Here is a 19,574-nt window from a genome sequence, read left to right as displayed (position 1 = left end):
GGAGGTCATTCATAGCGATCGCCTCCCCGGAGGCGGTCGCCGTAGACGGTCAGCAGGAGCAGTACGCCGATGACCACGTTGAGGTAGTAGGGATTGATGGCGTTGACGTCGAAGATGTTCTGCACACCCGCCACCACGAGCAGACCGAACAGGCCGCCGATGGGTGCGCCGATTCCGCCCCGCAGGATGGAGTAGCCGCCGATCATCAGCGCCGCGTACACCTGGAATTCCAGGCCCGTGCCCAGCACGTTCGACGCCCCGCCGAGCTGACCGGCGTACAGGATGCCCCCCAGGCCGGCCCCGAAGGCGCTGAGGATGAGCGCGAAGAATCGGATCCGGAGGGCGCCTATGCCAGCTCGGCCGGCCGCTCTGGCATCGCCGCCCGCGGCTCGAATGTGGCGGCCCACCCTGGTGTAGCCCACCAACACCGACGCGACCGCGACCAGACCCAGCCCCAACAGGAAGAGCAGGGGAAGCGGTCCGTAAGCCTTGGACGTGAATTCGAGCAGGCCCAGGACCAGGGCGGACGACAGGCCGGTCGGTCCGACGATCACCTGACACAGCCCGCGCAGGGCCGTCAACATCCCGAGTGTGGCCGCGACGGGCTCCGCTCCGAAGCCCACGATCGCCAGACCGTTGATGCTGCCGGCGATCACTGCGCAGAGCAGGGTGATGAGCCCGGCGATCCACGGCGAGTAGCCCTTGTTGACGAATTGGACGAACAGGGCGGCCGCGAAGCCGACCATGGAGCCGACCGACAGGTCGACGACGCCGGCCAGCAGCGCCACCGACGAGAACGTGGCGATGATGAGCGGAATCGCCAGGAAGCTGCCCACGTTGGCGAGATTGTCACTGGAGGCGAAGCTGCCGCCTTCCCAGGACAGACCGATCGCCACGACGATGATCAGCGCAATCCCGATGGTGCCGGTCGGGGTGTTGACCGCATCGAGCACCCGGCGCCCGAAGGTCCGTGGACGGTCGATGTCGAAATCCTGGAGCGTGGGCGGGCTGCTGGTCCTCACCGGCGTATTGATGGTCACCGTTTCGCCTTCTTCTGCGCCTGACCGTCGATGGAGACCGCGACGATCAGAATCAATCCCTGAAAAACGATCTGCCAGTTTGAGTTGAGTCCGAAGAACACCAGCGCGGTCGGTACGGTGGAGAGCAGCCCGACGCTGAGCAACAGGGTCAGCAGGCTCCCGCGTCCGCCGGACAAGGAGATGCCGGCCACGATCACCGCGGCGATGACCGGCAACAGGAACGTGGCGCTGTCGGTGGGTACGAATTGCGGTGTGGAGGCCGAGAACAACACCGCGGCGACCCCACCGCAGGCCCCTGAGAAGGTGAAGACCGCGAGCCGAGTGCGGGCCAGCGAGATTCCGCGGGCCTTGGCCGCCACCGGGTTACCTCCGACGCCGATGGTGCGCCGGCCGATCCTGGTCCGCGGTAGGAGTACTCCGACGAGGACAATCAGCACCAACATGGGCCACCAGATGCTGGGCAGGCCGAGCAGGTAGTGCTGTCCCCAGCGGCGTAGACCGGACGCCGTGGGTACCGCGGCCTGCTTCTGCAGCACATACAGCACGCCGACACCGACGAAGTTCGACCCGAGGGTCACGATGATCGGATTGATCTTGGCGGCCACGATGATGAGGCCGTTCAGCAGACCCCAGGCCGCCCCGGCCAAGACACCCACCACGACCGCGATACCACTGGAGACGCCGGCGCCCAGCAGGTCGGCGATGGCGAAGGAAGGGATGATCAGGGCGGCCGGTACCGAAAGGTCCAGGATTCCCCCGCTGATCGCCACGACCGCCTGCCCTACCGCCAGTACTCCGGTCACCGCCATCGTGAACGCGACGGACAGTAAGGTCTCGCGGGAGAGAAAGTCACTGCGGTGCAATGCCGATGCCACGATCAGCACCAGCCACGTTGCGGCCAGCGCGACCGGGGTGCCGGCCCCGGACCACTGAACGCGAGGTTCACTGGTGGCGGAGCCGGCATCGGTCAGTTGCGTGGTCATCCAGCTGACTTCGGGCAGAACATCTCGTACTCGGTCTGGGCACCGCCCGAGGCCAGCACCTTGGTGACCCGATCGGCGAGCGACGGGACCGACTTCGCCTGCTCGGCAGTCACCGGGCACGGCTGGACCAGAGCCGCCGGCTTGGTGCCGGAGTCAGCCATGGCCGGCGTCTGACCGGCGGAGATCTTGTCCAGGATCTGCTGGAAGGCGTAGACCGGGTACCCCTCCAGGAAGTACTCGACGCTGCCCATCAGGTGCGGGTCGACACTGCTGCCGCTGATGGCACTCCCGTCCTGGCCCCAACCCATGATGTTGTCGGCTCGGCCCAATTGTTCGGCCGCCTGGAGCGCGCCGACAACCCCGAAGTCGTTGATTCCGACGACCAGGATCTTCTTGGCGTTGGGGTGCGCCGAGAGGGCATCGCGCGCCGCCGGAGTGGAAGTCGCAATCGCGCCGCCACTTTCGTACGACACGTAGTTGGCGGCCGGAATGTCCGGACAGATCTTCTTCAGTCCGTCCCGGGCGCCGCCGGTCCGAGCCGTGTTGACCGGTCCGGCCGCGGCGCCTTCGGCGGACAGCACGAGATCAACCTGGCAGTTCCATTTCGTTTTGGCCATCGCACCGAGCGCCTGACCGGCTTGGTCGCCGGCCTTCGCGTTGTCGACTCCGACGAAATACCATCCGGGCTGGGCGATGTCGTAGGTGATGACCGGGATCTTGGCGGCCGAGAGCTTTGCTGCCATGACCGGATTCGTGCCCGGTTGCCCGTTGAACTCGAGAACGGCGTCCACCTTGTCGTTGATGAAGGTGGTGGCGTTCTTCAAGGCCGTCGGCCCGTCGTTGTTGTTGCTCAGCAGCACGCTGTCCCACCCCCGCGCCTTGGCCAGCGCTTGCGCCACCTGGCCCTGGGCCGGTTGCCAGTCTGCCGGTTGACCGCCCACGGCGATGCCGATCTTGAGCTTCTTTCCGGCGGCGGCGGCGCTCGAACCGCCGGCCGCCCCGGCGGAGGCCGATCCGGCAGCGGACGACTGGCCGGAGGCGGGTGCCGGCGCCGGCGCCGGCGCCGCAGCTGCGGCAGCGCTCGTCGAGGCGGTCGAACTGGGTGCCGACGTGGCGGTGGATGCCGAACTGCAGGCGGCACAGACGAGAACGGCGGCTGCGCCGACTGCAATGACGCCGCGGCGACCCAGCCGGATGGGGAGAGTTCTTGAGGTGCGCATGTTTTGGCGTCGGACCTTTCATCGTTGAATGGCAATGGAGTGGATGGTGCGAACCGCTGAATTGCTAGCTGCCGGGGGTCCCGACAACCGAGGCGGTGGCATGCTGATCGGCGTGCTCGTCCGGGGGGACGGCTCCCGTGATGAGACCGACGATCTCCTGGGCGGAGGTGTCGGAGACTGTTCGAGTGGCGATCGACCGACCCAGGCGCATCACGGTGACCCGGTCCGCCACCTGCATCAGTTGCTGCATGTTGTGGCTGACCACGATTACCCCGACGCCCCGACCGCGCATCTTGGTGATCAGGTCGAGGACCTGTCCCGATTCCCGTACGCCCAGGGCCGCGGTCGGTTCGTCCAGGATGACGATCTTGCGACCCCAGAGCACCGCCCGGGCGATCGCGAGGCATTGCCGCTGCCCACCCGACATGCCCTTGACGCCGACATTGACCGACGGCACCTTGACACCGAGCTCGTTCAGTACCTGACGCGCCTGTTTGCGCATGGACCTGTCCCCCACCAGGTTCAGAGCCCGCAGCCCGCGACGGCCGGACAGCTCCTCCCGGCCGAGGAAGATGTTCTGCACCGCGCTCATGGTGTCGACGAGGGCGAGATCCTGGTAGACGGTTTCGATTCCGTGGTGCAAAGCGTCGCTCGGCCGCCGGAGCTGTATCTCGCTACCCTCCAGTGTGATCGTGCCGGAGTCCGGAGCAATCGCACCCGAAAGAATCTTCAACAGGGTCGATTTGCCGGCTCCGTTGTCGCCGACGAGCCCGAGGACCTCACCGTTGCCGATCTGGATCGAGGCATCCGCCAGCGCAACCACAGCACCGAATCGCTTGGTGATGTGCGTGGCCACCATCGTGGGCTCAGGGGGACAGAGCCGATCGCTGGTGCCGGGCTCCGGCTGCAACGCTGGTTCGAGGGACATGCCGCTCCTAGCTAGCTGGGCTGGTTCGAAACCTTCGGAACGTCCGGTTGGCCGCACGCCGAGCAACAGATCGGAAGATCACACTGCCGTGACGCTTTGAATCGGTTCAGAGCTAGAGGAACCATAGGAGCGGCAGCCGATTGGTGTCAAGGGTCACAGCGAAGAAATCCCGGAAATGACGGTCTTCGGTGCACCGAGATGCTGGCTGACCGCTGCGCATCACCGGCCAACCGTTGCCGCGGCTTCCGGCATTACCGTTGTGGCGCAGGTGGTTCACCGTGGCTTCTTCATGTCGCGCAGGCCGGCCGAGCCCCTTGCCCGCCGACACGATCCTGGCGCGCTGGCCTCGCCATCACAACGGCATCCCCCAGGTAGGTCCGTGACAGCGCCAGAACGCGATTCACAAATGTGAAGTGAGATCCGGAGGAGTGGAGTGCGGCCGTCCGCCGGTGCGCGGAGCACCTGTGGATTCGCGGATGACCAGTTCGGCATCGAAGACGACGTGCTCGTGGTGATGATCTGGGCCCGCAGCGGCCTCGGCCAACATCAGTTCGGTTGCCCTCCGGCCGAGTTCGCGGGCCGGCTGGCGGACGGTGGTCAGCGGCACGACTCCGAACCGGGCGCCCTCGACGTCGTCGAAACCGACGACGGAGACGTCCTCGGGAATGCGGTAACCCATCCGGGCCAGGCCGGACATCAGTCCCAGAGCCACCAGGTCGTTGGCACAGAAGAAGCCGGTGATCTCCGGGTGGCGGGTCAACAGGTCTGCCGCCGCTGCGCTGCCCGCCTCGGTCCCGCCCAGCGGCCCAACCTCGGTCCGGACCAGGTGCACCAAGGCATGGCCGGCTGCGGCCGCCTCGGCACCTTCCCACCGCTGTCGGTACTGCGGAATGTCCAGCGGGGGGCTGACGTAGGCGATCTCGCGGTGTCCGAGCCCGATCAGGTGACCGACGGCCTGTTCGGCTCCGCCGCGGCCGTTGACTTCTACGGAGCAGAAGTCGGGATGTTGCCGTTCCAGCAAGACAACCGCGACGCCCCTGGCCCGCAGACTCGTCACCTCGGGCACACGCAGGCCCACCGGCGAGACGATGATCCCGGCCACCCGCTGCGCCTCGAGTGCAACGAAGTAGCGCCCTTCACGCTCGCGGTCACCCGCCGAACTGCAGATGACGACGAGCCGATCATCCTCCCGGGCAACGTCTTCGGCGCCGGCAGCGACCTCGGCGAAGAACGGGCTGGCCGCGTTCAACACGATCACACCGACCATCGAGGTGCGGTGGCTGCGCCGGAGCATCGCGGCCCCGGCATGCCGAACGAAGCCGAGGGCCTTCATGGCATCCAGCACCTGTTGGCGGGTGCCCGGAGACACGGTCTCCGGCCGGTTCAGCACATTGCTGACGGTGCCGACGCTGACGTGTGCCCTCGCCGCGACATCCTTGATGGTGCTCTGCGGTGGGCGAGGCGACGAGCCACTCACCTCGGTCGGCCGACCGGTGAGCGTGTTGTCGAACGCAGGATCGCCATGTCTGAGGGACCGACCAGGACCACCATCGGCGCTCCTTTCGTCATGGTTGCCTGCGCATAGGTCGACGATATCCTCAGCCGACCGACAGGCCCCGGCGCAGGGCTGCCTCGACGGCTGCTTGGTGGGCGATCGCGGCCGCGGACGTCTCCGCCCGGGGGTATCCATGGAAGGCGCCCGGGTAGACGTGCAATTCGGTCGGGACACCCGCCCGGACCAGGCGTCGCGCGTAGTCCACGTCCTCCTCGAAGAACAGGTCCAGCGTGCCGACATCCAGGTACGTGGGGGGGAGACCGCTGAGATCCGTCGCCCTCGCCGGCGCCGCGTACGGGGAGATGTCTTGGCCGCCAGGCTCTTCGCCGAGCAGAGCGGCCCAGCCGAACCGGTTGGAGTCCGCATTCCAGACGAATTCACCGGTATACGGGTGGGGGTCCGGATGGGTCACCGTACGGTCGTCCAGCATCGGGTAGATCAACAACTGCAGGATCACGGGCACCGCCTGAAGATCCCGGTTCAGCAGGCACAGCGCCGCCGCCAGTCCCCCTCCGGCGCTCTCGCCGGCCACACCGATCCGGGACGCATCGACTCCGATCGTGCTTGCCGCGTCGTGCAGCCACCGCAGCGCCGCCAGACAGTCCTCGATGGGTCCGGGATGTGGGGTTTCCGGGGCGAGCCGGTAGTCGACCACCGCGGCGACACAGCCGACCGCACTCACCAGACGCTGGACCTGTAGCGAGTCCTGATCGGCACTGCCCATGACATACCCGCCGCCGTGCACCCAGAGCAGGCCCGGCGCGGCCGTGGCCTGCAGGCGCGGGCTGATGACCAGGATGCGCAACGCCCCGGCTCCGGCCGGCCCGTCGATGAAGTGCTCGGCCAGCGTCACATCCGGGAAGGGTGGATCGACCGGCCGGGTGCTGATCATCTCCAGCCGATTCTGTTCGCGGATCGACGGCAGCGACTCGTTGGTCAGGGCCAGCGGCGGCCACGCGTCGAGGACGTCCGTGAGCTGCGGATCGACGAGGTGTCGAGATGTCATGGCAGAACCTCCGGGAGTGGCGCTGGTGGCCTCGGGAAACATCGGCCGACGCCGGAAGGAATCTTGCGTCGAGCCGGAAGGTTGACAGCAAATCACACCGATCCGGTGCTGTCGACGGGCTGGTCCGGTCATCCGGTGCCCGGTGCGCGGCGTCGCAGCGCCAGTTGGGTTTCTCAGCCCTTGGACTGCTGTCGGTAGGCGGTGGCGGTGCAGCCGTGCACAGCGCGGAAGCGTCGCGAGAAATAGAAGGCGTCGGGATAGCCGACAGCTGCGGCGATGTCGGCCACGGGCGTGGTCGTCGTGTCCAGCAGGTGCCGGGCCGCGGCCATTCTCAGGTCGGTGCGGAAGGCACCGACCGTGGTGCCCACTTCCTGTCGGAACCGGGCTGCGAAGTGCGAAGGACTCAGACCGGCACGGCGGGCCAATGCAGCGACGGAGACGGATGCCGCGACGTGGTCGCGCAAGTAGGTCACCGCGGCCTCGATCGGTGAGTCCTTGACCGATTGGCGCCCGTGGTCGGCGGCCAGCAGGGCGACGACGTGCCAGGCCGCCCCGGCTGCCCCGAGCAGGCTGTGCTCAGTACTGTCACGTTCCGTTCGATCGATGATGGTGTCGATCAGACCGACCGTTTGCCGGATGTCGCCGACCATCAGCACGCGGGCAGCGGTCGATACACGGGCAGCGGCAAGCAGATCCGGCACGGCGGACCCCGCAAGGTGCAGCCACCAAATCGTCCAGGGATCGGTCGGGTCCGCGCCGTAGGCGTGGGGCGGGCCGGGCGGCAGCAGCACCGCCTGGCCGCTGGAGATCGGTGACAGGTCGCCGCCGGCCGAGACCCACCCCCGACCGGCCGAACAGATCAACAACACGGTCTCGGGCGTCCCTGCGTCCCGAGTAAATCCATGTCCGGCCGCCCGTGGGTACACCCCGCAGGCGGTGACCAGTAGCTGTCGGGTCCCGGGGCGACGCAACGCGGCCCGCTGCACCGTATACGGCAGGACTTGAAGCCTCTGGCCGACGAATCCTTCAGCCCGTGACATGAGTGGATGGTGCCAGCTGTCAGTCGTTTCGTCCAGGTCTTCCGTGGTTTGCGCCATTCCGCCGCACCCGCCGGTCGACGTAGGTTCGTCATCGTGACCGTCTCCGAGTCCTCGATCGCGTTGCCGCCGGTACCTGACGATCAGCTGGGTCTGGGTGTAGCCGCCTGGTCGGAGCCGGTAGGCATCGACACCTATCCGGTCGACGAGCCCAGCATGTACCCGGCCTTCCTGGACCGGCGTGTGTACCAGGGGTCTTCCGGGCGGGTGTACCCCTTGCCGTTCTACGACAGCGTCGGCTCCGTCAAGCATCCGCAGCAGTGGCAGGCCATCCACGTGCAGAACGACTGGATCAGGTTGACGATCCTGCCCGAGCTGGGTGGTCGCATCCACGTGGCGGTCGATCGCACCACGGGACGGGATCTGTTCTACCGCAACAATGTCATCAAGCCGGCTCTGGTCGGGCTCACCGGGCCGTGGATCTCCGGCGGAGTCGAGTTCAACTGGCCCCAGCATCATCGCCCGGGCACCTTCCTCCCGGTTGACACGGACATCGAACGACGCCCCGACGGGAGTGTGACCGTCTGGTGCTCCGAACACGATCCGTTCAATCGGATGAAAGGGATGCACGGAATCCGGCTGTACCCGGACCGAGCCGTCATCGAGGTCGTGGTGCGGTTGTACAACCGCACCACTCTGCCGCAGACGTTTCTCTGGTGGGCCAACGTAGCCGTGCGGGTGGACGACGACTATCAATCGTTCTTCCCGTCCGACGTCACCGCTGTCGCCGACCACGCCAAACGTGCGGTCAGCTCGTTCCCACGTGCCGACGGCCGGTACTACGGAGTCGACTATCCGGATCGGGTTGACGCGGACCACCCGGACGCCGATCGGTTGGACTGGTGGCGCAACATTCCGGTGCCGACCTCGTACATGTGCGTCGGCAGTCGTGGCGACTTCTTCGGCGGATACGACCACGGTCAGGGCCTCGGTTTCGTGCACTGGGCCGATCACCACGTCTCACCGGGGAAGAAGCAATGGACGTGGGGAAACTCAGAGTTCGGACGAGTGTGGGAGCACAATCTCACGGACGGGGATGGTCCATACATCGAGTTGATGGCCGGCGTCTACACCGACAATCAACCGGACTTCTCCTTCTTGGCGCCGGGCGAAACCAAGACTTTCAGCCAATTCTGGTACCCGATCCATCGGATCGGCCCGGCCACCGATGCCACCGTCGAGGCCGCGGGACGCCTCGATGTCGCCAGGGATGAATCGGGCGCGGAGGTTGCCGTCGCCATAGCCGTCACCCGTCCACGTTTGGCTTGTCGCATTCTCGTCCAGCAGGCGGGACGCATCCTGGCCGACGACCTGGTGTCCATCGAGCCGGGATCGCCCGCGCTCCGGCGGTATCCGATCGACGGCGACCTGGCGGCGGCTGCGTTGACCGTGACGGTTTCCGATGGTGGGGAGACGCTGCTGGTCCTGCGCGGCGCGGCCCAGGTCACGAGCAGCCCACCGATGCCGGCCGCCGAGCCGCCCGCACCCGCGACGGTTGAATCGGCTGACGCGCTGTACCTCACTGGGGTTCATCTGGATCAGTACCGGCACGCCACCCGGTCTCCCGAGCCCTACTGGCGACGGGCCCTGGCGATCGACGCCGGCGACAGCCGAACGAACACGGCCATGGCCCATCGTCTGTACCGGGCCGGACGTTTCGCGGAAGCCGAGAAGCTTCTGCTGACCTCCACCGCCCGGCTCACCGAGCTCAATCCGAATCCGGTGGACGGGACGGCCCACTACTTCCTGGGAATCGTCCAACTTGCCCAGGACAACCTGGACGCCGCCTACGACAGCCTCTCCACCGCAGCGTGGATCGCCGGCTGGCGGGCCCCTGCCCATTACGGATTGGCGCAGATTGACAGTCGGCGGCACCGGTGGGCCGACGCTCTGGACCATCTGGACCGCGCCCTGAAGGCGGAAGCAGAATTCCTGCAGGCGGCGGATCTGCGGGTGCTGGTGCTACGCCGGCTGGATCGCGGAGCAGACGCGAATCGCCAGCTGGCCACCACGCTGAGCCTGGATCCGTTGGACAACTGGGCACGCCATCTCGCCGACCTCGAGCTCACCTGTGACGCCGAGGCGTTTCTGGATCTCGCGCTCGACTATGTCGGCGCGGGGTTCGCCGAGTCGGCACTGTCCGTGCTCGATCAGGCGGTGCGTCTCCCCCGCGCGGGGACCGGGGCGGGTAATGCGCTGCCGCTGCTGCACTTCCACCGTGCCTCCGTGTTGCGGACGCTGGGCCGGGACGCGGAGGCGGAGGACGCCGTGCTCGAAGCCGGACAGGCTGATCCGCTGCTCTGCTTTCCCGGGAGGCTGGCGGACTATCAGGTGCTCCAATCAGAAGTGGGCCGCGATCCGCACGACGGTCGCGCTGCGGCTCTGCTCGGGCACTGGCTCTACGCGCACGACCGCCACGCGGAGGCCGTGCTGTGGTGGAACCGCGCACTCGAGCAGGTTCCGGATGATGTCGTCGTGCTGCGTGGCCTGGCTCTAGCCGCCGTCACCGTGCAGGACGACGTCGACCTGGCCCGGCGGCACTACGACCGCGCGATACGACTGGCGCCTGATGACGCGCGGCTGTGGTTCGAGCGTGACCAGCTGTGCGCACGCGAGGCGGTATCGGTTTCGCAGCGGCTGTCGGGGTTGGAATCACGCCCTGACATCGTCGCAAAGCGGGACGACCTCACGGTGGTTCTGGCCGAGCTGTTGATCGTCGATGGTCGTCCGGCCGCAGCGATCGAACTGTTCAGGTCCAGAGTCTTTCAACCATGGGAAGGCGGGGAGGGACGGGTATGCCAGGTATGGGCGGCCGCCCACTTCGACCTCGCCCGCCACTGCCTGTCCGTCGGCGACCTGGACGTGGCGGACACCCATCTGCAATCCGCTCTCCACCCGCCGCTCAATCTCGCCGAGACGTGGCACCCGCTCGACGATCTGTCGCAACTGGAGCTGATGCTGGGCGACGCCGCGTTCCAGGCGGGCGACATCGCCGGCGCCAGATCGGCGTGGTCCCGCGCGGCTGCCTTTGCCCCGTCCGAGATCGAGGGTCCGGGTGGATCGACCAGCTTCTTCTACTCGACAACGGCACTACGGCGCCTCAACCTGCACACTCGGGCCGAAGCCGTCGTTGAATCGTGGCGGCGGTGCGCGGTTGAGGAGGATCTCATCGATACACCCGACTACTTCGCTACGTCACTTCCGCAGCTGCTGCTCTTCCCACCCAAGCCCGGCGTGAACGCGCGTCGTGACGGGCTCTTGGTGGCCGCGCAATGGGCGGCCCTCATGGATCGGCCGGCTGAGGCACAGGAAGCGTTGTCCGAGCTCAGTCGGGTGGACCCCGCCGACCTGCGCGCTCATGAACTCAGCCGGTCGATTGCCGCGGAGGCCTAGCCGGGCGGGAATGAAGCCGTCGGCCGATCCAGCCAGTACCGGTCGATCACCCGAGTACGGCTCCAGTGAGATTGGCGGTCGGTCCCGTTTGTTCAAGTACCTTGAGCCTCTCAACGCGCCTCTGTTGGCGGCCTCTGATGGGCAGCGGTCTGGCCCTGGCAGTGATGTCCGACGATTTCGTGCCGCCCGGGGTAGAGAATGGGCCGCGAGCGATTCGCGTGCGCGATGAGTTCAGGGCGCCCCGGTCGGGAGGACGGCCGTATCCATCAGTTGACTGACGTGCCGGCGGGTGGATCGACGGTCCTGGAGTCAGCTGGCCACGCTGATCAGACGGGAGGATCCCCGCGAAGAAAGTCACTCCGGTCCAGCCCCCGCTTCTCGAGGCCGACTATCTCGTCCCCGACCCTGGTAGTGCGGTGGTGGTGCGGACCATCATGCTCGCCCGGTCAGTAGCGCTGCGAGTGCCAACACGGCGGTGAATCCGGTGCCGGTGAGCCAGCCGAGTGCGATCGTCCGGGTGGGTGTCCAGCGTCGTGCCAGGAGACCGACGGCTGTGAAGGCCGCGAACAGGATGACCCGGGCCCATCCGGGCGTGATGGCTTCCATCGAGTACAGGCAGGCAAGTACGGACAGGATCGCGGCGAAGACGGTGCCCAGTCCGAGCATGAAGATGCTGGCGACGGACGGCGGTGCGGTTTCCCGCTGTTCGCGCTGATCCAAGTGGTGGGCGTTGGTCGTCACCGCGTCCCAGACTGCCGTGACCTGCTCATCGGACAGCTCGGGCGTTCCGCTGCGCTGGATCAGTGCTTCACGCCATTGACGCGCCGCGGTGAGTCCGTAGATGACATCAACACCGTTGATGGTCTCCACGTGATCAGGCTTGGGAACGTCAGATCGGGTACCGCCCCACAGGAACAGCACCGGCCGGACAACCTCGGGTGAACCGTGCCGTAGCTCTGGTCTCCAGATCCGGATGTCGTGGGCGTTGCGTTTCACCTGCTGGAGAGCCTTGCCGACGCGGTCGCTGTCCAGGCTCCATGTGTCGGCACTCCATTTCGTCTCGATGACGAGGACCCCGTGCCGGCCGACGAGCAGGTGGTCGATGTCGCCGAACCGAAGCAAGAGATGATTGGCCATTCGCCAGCCATGCCGGCGCAGCGGACGAAGTTCGCTGGCCGTCCAGACCTCGGCCTGGGCACCCATCCCGAGCGGCGCGGTCCCGGTCAACTGCATGACCAAGACGGCGAGCCCGCCGAACACCAGCACGAAGGCCGCACCAACAACCATGCCCCGCGCGAACGATCCATGGACGAAGAGCAGAACCGCAGCGGTGCCGCCCGCACCGAGCCCGACCCCGCTCAACATCCATGCCCAGGACCTTTTGACGAACGCCCACTGCATCTTGCGGACCTCGTCGCGCGTGCGTCGACCCGCACGAGAATCACCTGCGAGTCGACGCTCGCCCCAATCTCGCCGCTGCGTCTCGAACATCCCCTGAGCATGGGCGCCACCGCGGGATTTGCACGACGAACTCGCCGACCGATCATCTTGAATACCCCAGGTGCCCACGGACCAGGACCCGCGGCCGTCCCCAGGGATCCATCGAGCCAACCGAGATTGATGACGTCGCCGATCTGCGAAGAGTGACCCCCGATCGGGGCACCTTCCAGGTAGGTGATTCCCGCTGGGCTCAGATGCCTAGCCAACTTCCGAGTCGGTACCCATCTCAGCGTCGATCGTCGACCGGTTGGTACGGTGCTGGAGGCGGGCCGGCGGACGAGCTGGTCTTCTGCTTCCCCGTGGGCACCGTGCTGCGGGTCAGGAACGCCCGGCCGGCCTGGTGGAACGCGCCGATGACCGAGGCCGGGCTGCCGGCCGGGTTCCACCCGCACGAGCTGCGGCACACTGCGGCTTCACTGGCCATCAGTGCCGGCGCGAACGTTAGAGCCAGTGTGCAGCACATGTTGGGCCGTAGGAGTGCAACAGTCGGGAGGAAACCGATGTGACTCCTGACCTGCGGCTTTGGTGAACGTGGAGTCAAGGGGGGTTAAGCCGCAATAACCGCTCGTCACGTCAGATCACGGCCAATTGTGGGCAAGATGCGGGCAGATCTCTGGAATTCGTCGAACTCCGTTAGGAAAGAATATCGTTCGAATTCAGAAAGATTTGTCACGATTGTCGGACTATTTCTTAGCTGGATCAGGAACCATTGTCTCCCGCTGCAATAATCAAACATTATTTCACCTAGTCCGGTAGGCTGCCGGAGACGCCGAACCAGTCATTGAGCAGGCAAAACGTCACCTGACGAAAGGAGGAGGCGCTCATGGCCCTCATTCAGGCGCCTGCCCATGCCTTCCCGGTGTCTCGGCAGCGGACGGTGGTCGCGGCGGTCCTGACCTGCACCGACACGCACAAGACAGCTCATGACCGGCTCTGATGCGGTGCCGGCGGTGCCGGTCCGCTGGGTCTCGGTGGGGGAGCAGGCGGTGGTCGGCGACTCTGCTGTGGTCCCGGACCTCCTGGAGTCGGAGCGGGCGGGGGTTGCGGCGGTCATTGCGGCGTCGATTGCCGGGAACACCGCCGCGGCGTACGCGTCGGACTGGCGCCGGTTTACCGGCTGGTGCGCCGGCCGGGGGTTCGTGGCGCTGCCGGCCCACGAGCTGACGGTCGCGGCCTACCTGACCGCGGCGGCCGAACAGACCCGTCTAGACGGCCGGCCCGGGTTCGTCCCGGCCACGCTGACCCGGTGGGTGTCCTCGATCAACCAGGTCCACACCGCCGCCGGCCTTCCGGCTCCGGGGAAGTCCGAGACGGTCCGCCGGACCCTGGCCGGGATCCGGGCAACGAGGGCGACCCCGGCGGTGCGGCGGCACCCGCTGTCGCCGAAGGAGATGAAGGAGCTAGTCGCCTCGACGCGGGCACATCAGGGGCAGGGCGGGTGGGGGCAGCAGGTCCTGGCGGTTCGGGACATCGCGCTGCTGCTCCTGGGCTACATGGCCGCCCTCCGCTCTGATTCCTTGGCCCAGATGCAACTCCGGGACGTGGCGCTGCACCCGGAGGACGGCTTGCACCTGACCCTGCGCAAGTCCAAGACCGACCAGCAGGCCCAGGGGCGGGTAGTGGCGGTGCCGGTGGGGGAGCACCCCGCCACCTGCGGGGTCTGCGCCTACCTGGCCTGGCGACAACTCCTGGACGCCAACGTCGAAGGCGGCCGCCCGGCGGTCATTCAGCTGCTGCGGCGCACCACCACCCCCGGTGGTACACCCGTCGAGCATCGCTGCCGCACCGTCGATGCTCTTCATCCGCCGGCGTTTCCGCTGAGTCCGTTGTTCCCGGTGACCGGCCGGACCGGGCAGATCGGCGAATCGCCGCTGACTGCTGCGGCGATCGCCGCCCGGGTGAAAGCCCGCGCCGGTCAGGCCGGTTGGCCCGCACATCGCCTCGCGCAGTTGGGTGGGCATTCCTTGCGGCGGGGGAGGGTGACCGCCGGGTTTAGGGCCGGCGAATCCGCCCACGACCTGAAAGACCTCACCGGCCACGCCTCCATGGACACCCTGGACCGCTACCGTGACGCCGCCACCCCACCGGGCAGCCGCGGCGTCCGCCTCGGCCTCTGATAGCGATGACCGACCTCGAGTTCACTGTGCCCCGCGGGTACGCCGCCGACTGGGCCCTGTTCACCGACTGGTGCGCCGCCACCGACCACGTTGCCCTGCCAGCCGCACCGGCCACGAGCGTTGCGTTCCTGCAGGAGAACCGGGCCGCTCCTCACACGCACCGCCGGCGGGTCACGGCGATCAACCGGATCCACCTCGAACACGGACATCAACCGCCAGGGGCCGACCCGGCGGTGCGGGACTGGCTCACCCAGCAGCTCGGTCAACCGGAACGGGCCGATCGACGTCCGGTGAGGGCGGTGGTCGACGAGGCCATCGCGCGGATCCCGGTCGGTGGGTGGCCCACCGGACTATTCGGGCGCCGCGACGCCCTGCTGGTCCTGCTGCGTCACCGCGCCGGACTAACCCACCGACAGTTGGCCGACCTGACCAGTAACGACCTGACCATCGATGTTGACCAGTGTTTGCACATTGGTATCGGTGGCGGCCAGGTCCTCGCACCGGCCGACGATCCGGCCGTCTGCCCGGCCTGCATCTGGCGGCGCTGGCGGACCCTGCTTCGCTTGGCCACCCGCTACACCACCACCGGAAGGCTCGCCGAACTGCTCGGCCCGGCCGAAGCGAGCCCCAGCACCCACGCCTGCCAACGACCCTCGAAACGGGGCGGGCCTACTCAGCCGGTGCCGGTGTTCCCACCCATCGACCGCTGGGGATCGGTGCCGCTCCCACTACGACCGACAACAATCCGCTCCAGCATCGCCCTGACCGGGCAACACCTCTCGGATCGACCTCCGGTACACCCGACTGTCGTCGACTCGACCGCGGCCAGCGAACTACTCATCGGCCCCCCGGAACCACGGATGCCGGTGCTCAACGTGGCCGCGACGTATGAGCAGACCTACGCCGCCGGCCTTGCCGCCCGCCGGGAAGCGCTCGAGGAATTGGCCGAGGCCGGACGGGCTCTGGACGCGGTAGACGCTATGGTTGACGCCCTCAACGCCCGGGTCGCCGAACTCGATCGGTGGATCGCCGGCCCATACGCGCGGTCCGAGTATTGATCGTCAGCGTTCCCGCATGCAGCGTAACCAGAATGATCTTGGTCTGACTCGACCGTCAAGACGTCTAGTTGCTTCCGCAGCGCGGTAGTGTCCTGCAGATCGGGGCGCGGGCTCGGCCCGGGCCAGCACCAAGCGGTTCGAAGGGGCGACTTGTCCAATGGTGAATACCAGGTCTTTTAGGCTCGACACGGTGATCATGCATCAGATTCCTAACGGTCGCAGGACAGAGGACGACGCTGATCCAATCGAGTACAGCGAGGCGCCTATCGAGCTTGACGCCGCGGACCGCGCGTTCATCCAGCAGCGCCTGCGTGCCACTTTGGGAGGTCGCGCTCGACCGGTCATTGAGGATGTGGGTCTCGCGTCTCCATCTCCCGCCTTGATTAAGGGTCTTGCTACCCTGACGGGAAACCTCGTCAAAGACTCCGCTCAGCTGGCGTCGATGCTGTTCGCTCAGCAGAAGGCGGTTAGTCCGGGTGGTCTTGTTATGACGGTCATCGGTGCGGTGGACACCGGTCCTTGCGTTGCTATCGCGAAGATGGAGCATCAAGAGGGCATGCGCGTCCAGCCGGTAAACACGGCGACTGGGCTGCGCACTTATAAGGCCGAGCACTTGCGGGACTTGATCTTGAGCGAAGGGACCCGAGTTTTCAAGGTTGGAGTATTCCCAGCCAGTTCTGCAAATGCTGGATCTCTGCTGGGCGGGGTAGTAGTTGACGACCAACAAGTTCATGGTGGAGTCGCCCAGTATTTCATAGAGTTTTTAGGTTGTAAGTTCGTGCAGCGAGCAGACGTCTTGACCGAAACCTTTCTCAAGGCCACTCAAAAATTCATCCGCGTTGTGACTAAAGACGACCCCGAGGCCAACGCGGAGTACGAGATTGCGGTGATTGCGGAGCTTCAGGGCAATAGCGACCGGGTCATGCCGACCTCGTTCGCAGCCAACCATCTTCGACCTGAGCACCAAGACGAGTATATGGCAGCTATTGAGGCCGCCGGCCTGCCTGCTCAGAGTTTCGAGAAGGACACGACCCTAATCAGTAGTCAGATTCGGCGGATACGGATCTCGACGGCTCGAGGAGCAGATGCTTTGGTACCACCAGACATGTATCAAGATGGATCCGTACAAGTCAGCGAAACCGAGACCGGCGGGCAATCCACTATTACGATAACTGACCGGATAACTAAGATGTCAGGGGCTGGCGGAAAAGTCAAGGCCGACTAATGACCGAGACTACGAAAGACGCCGCCCGGGAACGATATATCGCAGAACACGATAGCTTTGTAGAAGCGGCCGAATCAATGAGGGTCATCTTGCAGTCGGTCTGCCAAGCAGCACGGTGCCCAAAGGCGCAAATCAACGTTCGAGCGAAAGCTGTAGGCAGCTTTGTAAAAAAGCTGCGCAAGTACGGCGACGACTGCTGGGAGAAAATGACCGACAAGGTCGGCGCCCAGATCGTTCCAAAGACGCTGAGAGAGGTGAATGCTCTTCGCCTCCTACTTGAAACTGGTAGTCATGGCCTAGTGCATCGGTACACCATCGACAAGGCCGCCGACGAGGATCCGAGAACCTTGTACTACTCCGGGGTTCACATCCAGGTCCTCGTGCCGGTCATCACGACGTCCGATGGCGAGGCGATCGAGTGCGAGATTCAGCTTAGATCCGCTGCTCTAGACCTTTGGGCGTCTCTGGAGCACGGCCTCATCTACAAGCCCATCGTCGCACCATCTCGCCAGGTAGCACGCAAGATGGCGAGGCTGTCGGTGCTCGTTGAGATGTTTGACGAGGAGGTGGACATGGCGATGACGGAGATCGAGAGCGACCCAAGATATGCAGATGCCCTTCTCCTGCGCACAGCCGAGACCTACTATCACACTTTCGTCAGTGAGCCGGGGGACGAGACGCTATCGCTGGACGTTTTACACGCTATCCGTGGTGCATTCGTCGTCGGTGAGTTAGACGAGTACGCGACTACTCTAGCTGATTTCGTCGAAGACAGCAGGACCCACATAGCGGAGATATACGATCAGTTCGGAATAGGCACCACCTACTCTGAGCAATTCTCATACTTTCTATTCACCCAACCTGAGTCGATTATCGTGTTAGAGCGGGTCGCAAATCGTCCGATGTTGCTGGCGAGTGCGGTCAGAGGGTCAGAACTGGCGAATGCGGTCGACCGGCTTGCAACCGCGTGGGGACAAACCCTCGCTATCGACATCTGACAAAAGTGGCCGCCGGAGCGGAGCGGGGCCCACCGATCGGCCCGACCCGGGGGGTTGTTCCCCAGAACCGCGTGAGCGTATGCAAACCGTTAGCTGGCGCCGTCGACTCAGCCAGTTGCGGCCCACGACTGCAACTGTTCGAATTATGTGGCGTGAACCCCACTGGGTCTGATGGAGGCTCAAGCTATTGGATTCCGGCCAGGGGTTGGTCGGTCCGTTTCGTAGCGTAGAACGTGGCTTCGTACTCTGCTGGTGGTAGATCGCCGAGGTAGCCGTGCAGCCGGGCCGTGTTGTGCCAGTGCACCCAACCCAGGGTCGCCAACTCGACATCTTCGACGGTCCGCCACGGTCCGGGTCGTCCGGGTCCGTAGATCAACTCGGCCTTGTAGTAACCGTTCACGGTCTCGGCCAACGCATTGTCGAACGAGTCCCCGACAGTCCCGATCGACGGGGTGGCACCGATCTCGGCCAGCCGCTCGCCGTACCGGATGGATGTAAATTGACTGCCGGCGTCGCTGTGACAGCGCAACCCGTCGATCCGGGTGCCGCGGCTCCACCGGGCCATCTCGATCGCATCCAGGACCATCTCGGTCCGCATATGGCCCGCGACCCGCCACCCCACGATCATCCGCGAATACACATCGACGATGAAACACACGTAGGCGACGCCGGACCACGTCGGGACATACGTCAGGTCGGTCACCCACAGCTGGTTCGGTTCCTTCGCGGTGAAGTTCCGTTTCACCAGGTCCGGGTGCCGCGGCGCCGCCGGGTCCGGGCGGGTCGTGCGGATCTGCCGGCCGCGGCGGACACCCTGGATCCCGGCTGCGCGCATCAGCCGGGCAACCTGGTCCCGACCGATATCGTGCCCGGCCCGACGGGCGGCCTTCCACAGTTTCCGAGCGCCGTAGACCCGATAGTTGCCCTGCCACAGGGCGCGCAGCTGCGGGATCAGCTGCTCGTCCCGCTGTTGGCGCGCTGAGGGCGGCCGGGTCTTGACGGCGTAGTAGCTGCTCGGAGCGATCGTCACCTCGGCGCTGGCCAGCGTGGTGATGATCGGCTCGACTCCGAACTCGGCGCGGTTGGCGTCGATGAACGCGACTACTTCTTGTGTTGGCGGTCGAGCTCCGCCCCGAAGAAACTGGCTGCCCGCTTCAGAATCTCGTTGGCGCGCTTCAATTCTCGGTTCTCCTGCTCCAGCTCGGCGATCCGGCTCGCCTCGCTGGTCGACACTCCCGGCTTGCGTCCGTCGTCGATGTCGGCCTGCCGCACCCAGGACCGCACCGACTCAGCGCCGTAACCGAGCTGCCGCGCGACCCGGTGCACGGTCCCTTGATCGGTGCCCAGTTCGGAGCGCAACTGCCGGACCAGCCGGACCGCCTGCTCCTTCTCCGCAGGCGAATACCGACGGGTGGTCGGCTTGCCCGGTGAAACCTCAGATCCCATGACTCCAT

15 protein-coding genes and 1 other annotated feature are annotated in these 19,574 nt (G+C 65.9%); of the genes, 5 read left to right on the top strand and 10 right to left on the bottom strand.

Annotation, left to right across the window (positions count from 1 at the left end; all coding sequences use genetic code 11):
• Positions 1-5 precede the first annotated feature (5 nt).
• The 7 genes from BLS97_RS08185 to BLS97_RS08155 form a co-directional block, all read right to left on the bottom strand.
• Positions 6-1,040: an ABC transporter permease gene (locus tag BLS97_RS08185; protein WP_157695296.1), complete on the bottom strand. Its 1,035-nt coding sequence runs from the start codon at positions 1,038-1,040 to the stop codon at positions 6-8.
• Positions 1,037-2,023 (bottom strand): ABC transporter permease, encoded by a 987-nt coding sequence (locus BLS97_RS08180; RefSeq protein ID WP_090475544.1) that lies wholly within the window; start codon positions 2,021-2,023, stop codon positions 1,037-1,039. Before BLS97_RS08180 ends, BLS97_RS08185 begins: the two co-directional genes overlap by 4 nt.
• The gene (locus tag BLS97_RS08175; RefSeq protein WP_090475543.1) at positions 2,020-3,243 is read right to left on the bottom strand and encodes a sugar ABC transporter substrate-binding protein; all 1,224 of its coding nucleotides are present in this window, start codon (positions 3,241-3,243) and stop codon (positions 2,020-2,022) included. The genes BLS97_RS08180 and BLS97_RS08175 overlap by 4 nt, the downstream gene beginning before the upstream one ends.
• Before the next feature lie 64 nt (positions 3,244-3,307).
• Entirely contained in the window at positions 3,308-4,171 is an 864-nt protein-coding gene (locus BLS97_RS08170; RefSeq protein ID WP_231988418.1) for an ATP-binding cassette domain-containing protein, read from the bottom strand.
• A gap of 400 nt (positions 4,172-4,571) precedes the next feature.
• On the bottom strand, positions 4,572-5,648 hold the full coding sequence (locus BLS97_RS08165) for a LacI family DNA-binding transcriptional regulator (RefSeq protein WP_172832238.1): 1,077 nt from the start codon (positions 5,646-5,648) through the stop codon (positions 4,572-4,574).
• 121 nt (positions 5,649-5,769) lie between these two features.
• On the bottom strand, positions 5,770-6,732 hold the full coding sequence (locus BLS97_RS08160; RefSeq protein WP_090481683.1) for an alpha/beta hydrolase: 963 nt from the start codon (positions 6,730-6,732) through the stop codon (positions 5,770-5,772).
• A gap of 173 nt (positions 6,733-6,905) precedes the next feature.
• Complete coding sequence (locus BLS97_RS08155) at positions 6,906-7,772, bottom strand: AraC family transcriptional regulator (protein WP_090481679.1); 867 nt, start codon at positions 7,770-7,772, stop codon at positions 6,906-6,908.
• Between the two features lie 93 nt (positions 7,773-7,865).
• On the opposite strand from BLS97_RS08155, the gene BLS97_RS08150 reads away from it, so the two are divergent.
• The gene (locus tag BLS97_RS08150; RefSeq protein ID WP_090475540.1) at positions 7,866-11,222 is read left to right on the top strand and encodes a DUF5107 domain-containing protein; all 3,357 of its coding nucleotides are present in this window, start codon (positions 7,866-7,868) and stop codon (positions 11,220-11,222) included.
• Between the two features lie 432 nt (positions 11,223-11,654).
• Here BLS97_RS08150 and BLS97_RS08145 read toward each other — a convergent pair whose 3' ends face one another.
• Entirely contained in the window at positions 11,655-12,587 is a 933-nt protein-coding gene (locus BLS97_RS08145; protein ID WP_157695295.1) for a nuclease-related domain-containing protein, read from the bottom strand.
• Between the two features lie 361 nt (positions 12,588-12,948).
• The gene (locus BLS97_RS22805) at positions 12,949-13,146 is read right to left on the bottom strand and encodes a hypothetical protein (RefSeq protein WP_157695294.1); all 198 of its coding nucleotides are present in this window, start codon (positions 13,144-13,146) and stop codon (positions 12,949-12,951) included.
• Between the two features lie 499 nt (positions 13,147-13,645).
• Here BLS97_RS22805 and BLS97_RS08135 point away from each other — a divergent pair, with 499 nt between their 5' ends.
• From BLS97_RS08135 to BLS97_RS08120, 4 genes are all read left to right on the top strand, one after another.
• Complete coding sequence (locus tag BLS97_RS08135) at positions 13,646-14,839, top strand: hypothetical protein (protein ID WP_090475537.1); 1,194 nt, start codon at positions 13,646-13,648, stop codon at positions 14,837-14,839.
• A 5-nt stretch (positions 14,840-14,844) separates the two neighbouring features.
• Positions 14,845-15,897 carry a hypothetical protein gene (locus tag BLS97_RS08130; RefSeq protein ID WP_090475536.1) on the top strand — a complete coding sequence of 351 codons (1,053 nt, stop codon included), beginning with the start codon at positions 14,845-14,847 and terminating at the stop codon, positions 15,895-15,897.
• A 196-nt stretch (positions 15,898-16,093) separates the two neighbouring features.
• On the top strand, positions 16,094-17,122 hold the full coding sequence (locus BLS97_RS08125; RefSeq protein WP_231988514.1) for a nucleoid-associated protein: 1,029 nt from the start codon (positions 16,094-16,096) through the stop codon (positions 17,120-17,122).
• The gene (locus BLS97_RS08120) at positions 17,122-18,120 is read left to right on the top strand and encodes a hypothetical protein (RefSeq protein WP_090475534.1); all 999 of its coding nucleotides are present in this window, start codon (positions 17,122-17,124) and stop codon (positions 18,118-18,120) included. Before BLS97_RS08125 ends, BLS97_RS08120 begins: the two co-directional genes overlap by 1 nt.
• 184 nt (positions 18,121-18,304) lie before the next feature.
• Here BLS97_RS08120 and BLS97_RS08115 read toward each other — a convergent pair.
• Positions 18,305-19,566, bottom strand: a protein-coding gene (locus BLS97_RS08115) for an IS3 family transposase (protein ID WP_090475533.1) whose coding sequence is annotated in 2 segments (ribosomal slippage) — positions 18,305-19,263 and positions 19,263-19,566 — 1,263 coding nt in all. Because the reading frame shifts where the segments join, the coding sequence is not laid out codon by codon here.
• Positions 19,136-19,267: a sequence feature (AL1L pseudoknot), on the bottom strand. Its footprint overlaps the gene before it by 132 nt.
• Positions 19,567-19,574: the final 8 nt, after the last annotated feature.

This window comes from Nakamurella panacisegetis (assembly GCF_900104535.1).
In the GTDB taxonomy this organism is placed as follows: domain Bacteria; phylum Actinomycetota; class Actinomycetes; order Mycobacteriales; family Nakamurellaceae; genus Nakamurella; species Nakamurella panacisegetis.
This window is presented reverse-complemented; position numbering and strand designations above follow the sequence as displayed.

What these genes read in the sequence shown, in the direction of transcription:
- BLS97_RS08135 (WP_090475537.1), top strand. Translation starts at nt 13,646, where the DNA reads ATGACCGGCTCTGATGCGGTGCCGGCGGTGCCGGTCCGCTGGGTCTCG.
- BLS97_RS22805 (WP_157695294.1), bottom strand. Translation starts at nt 13,146, where the DNA reads ATGGCCAGTGAAGCCGCAGTGTGCCGCAGCTCGTGCGGGTGGAACCCG.
- BLS97_RS08170 (WP_231988418.1), bottom strand. Translation starts at nt 4,171, where the DNA reads ATGTCCCTCGAACCAGCGTTGCAGCCGGAGCCCGGCACCAGCGATCGG.
- BLS97_RS08180 (WP_090475544.1), bottom strand. Translation starts at nt 2,023, where the DNA reads ATGACCACGCAACTGACCGATGCCGGCTCCGCCACCAGTGAACCTCGC.
- BLS97_RS08160 (WP_090481683.1), bottom strand. Translation starts at nt 6,732, where the DNA reads ATGACATCTCGACACCTCGTCGATCCGCAGCTCACGGACGTCCTCGAC.
- BLS97_RS08155 (WP_090481679.1), bottom strand. Translation starts at nt 7,772, where the DNA reads ATGTCACGGGCTGAAGGATTCGTCGGCCAGAGGCTTCAAGTCCTGCCG.
- BLS97_RS08125 (WP_231988514.1), top strand. Translation starts at nt 16,094, where the DNA reads ATGCATCAGATTCCTAACGGTCGCAGGACAGAGGACGACGCTGATCCA.
- BLS97_RS08120 (WP_090475534.1), top strand. Translation starts at nt 17,122, where the DNA reads ATGACCGAGACTACGAAAGACGCCGCCCGGGAACGATATATCGCAGAA.
- BLS97_RS08130 (WP_090475536.1), top strand. Translation starts at nt 14,845, where the DNA reads ATGACCGACCTCGAGTTCACTGTGCCCCGCGGGTACGCCGCCGACTGG.
- BLS97_RS08145 (WP_157695295.1), bottom strand. Translation starts at nt 12,587, where the DNA reads ATGTTGAGCGGGGTCGGGCTCGGTGCGGGCGGCACCGCTGCGGTTCTG.
- BLS97_RS08175 (WP_090475543.1), bottom strand. Translation starts at nt 3,243, where the DNA reads ATGCGCACCTCAAGAACTCTCCCCATCCGGCTGGGTCGCCGCGGCGTC.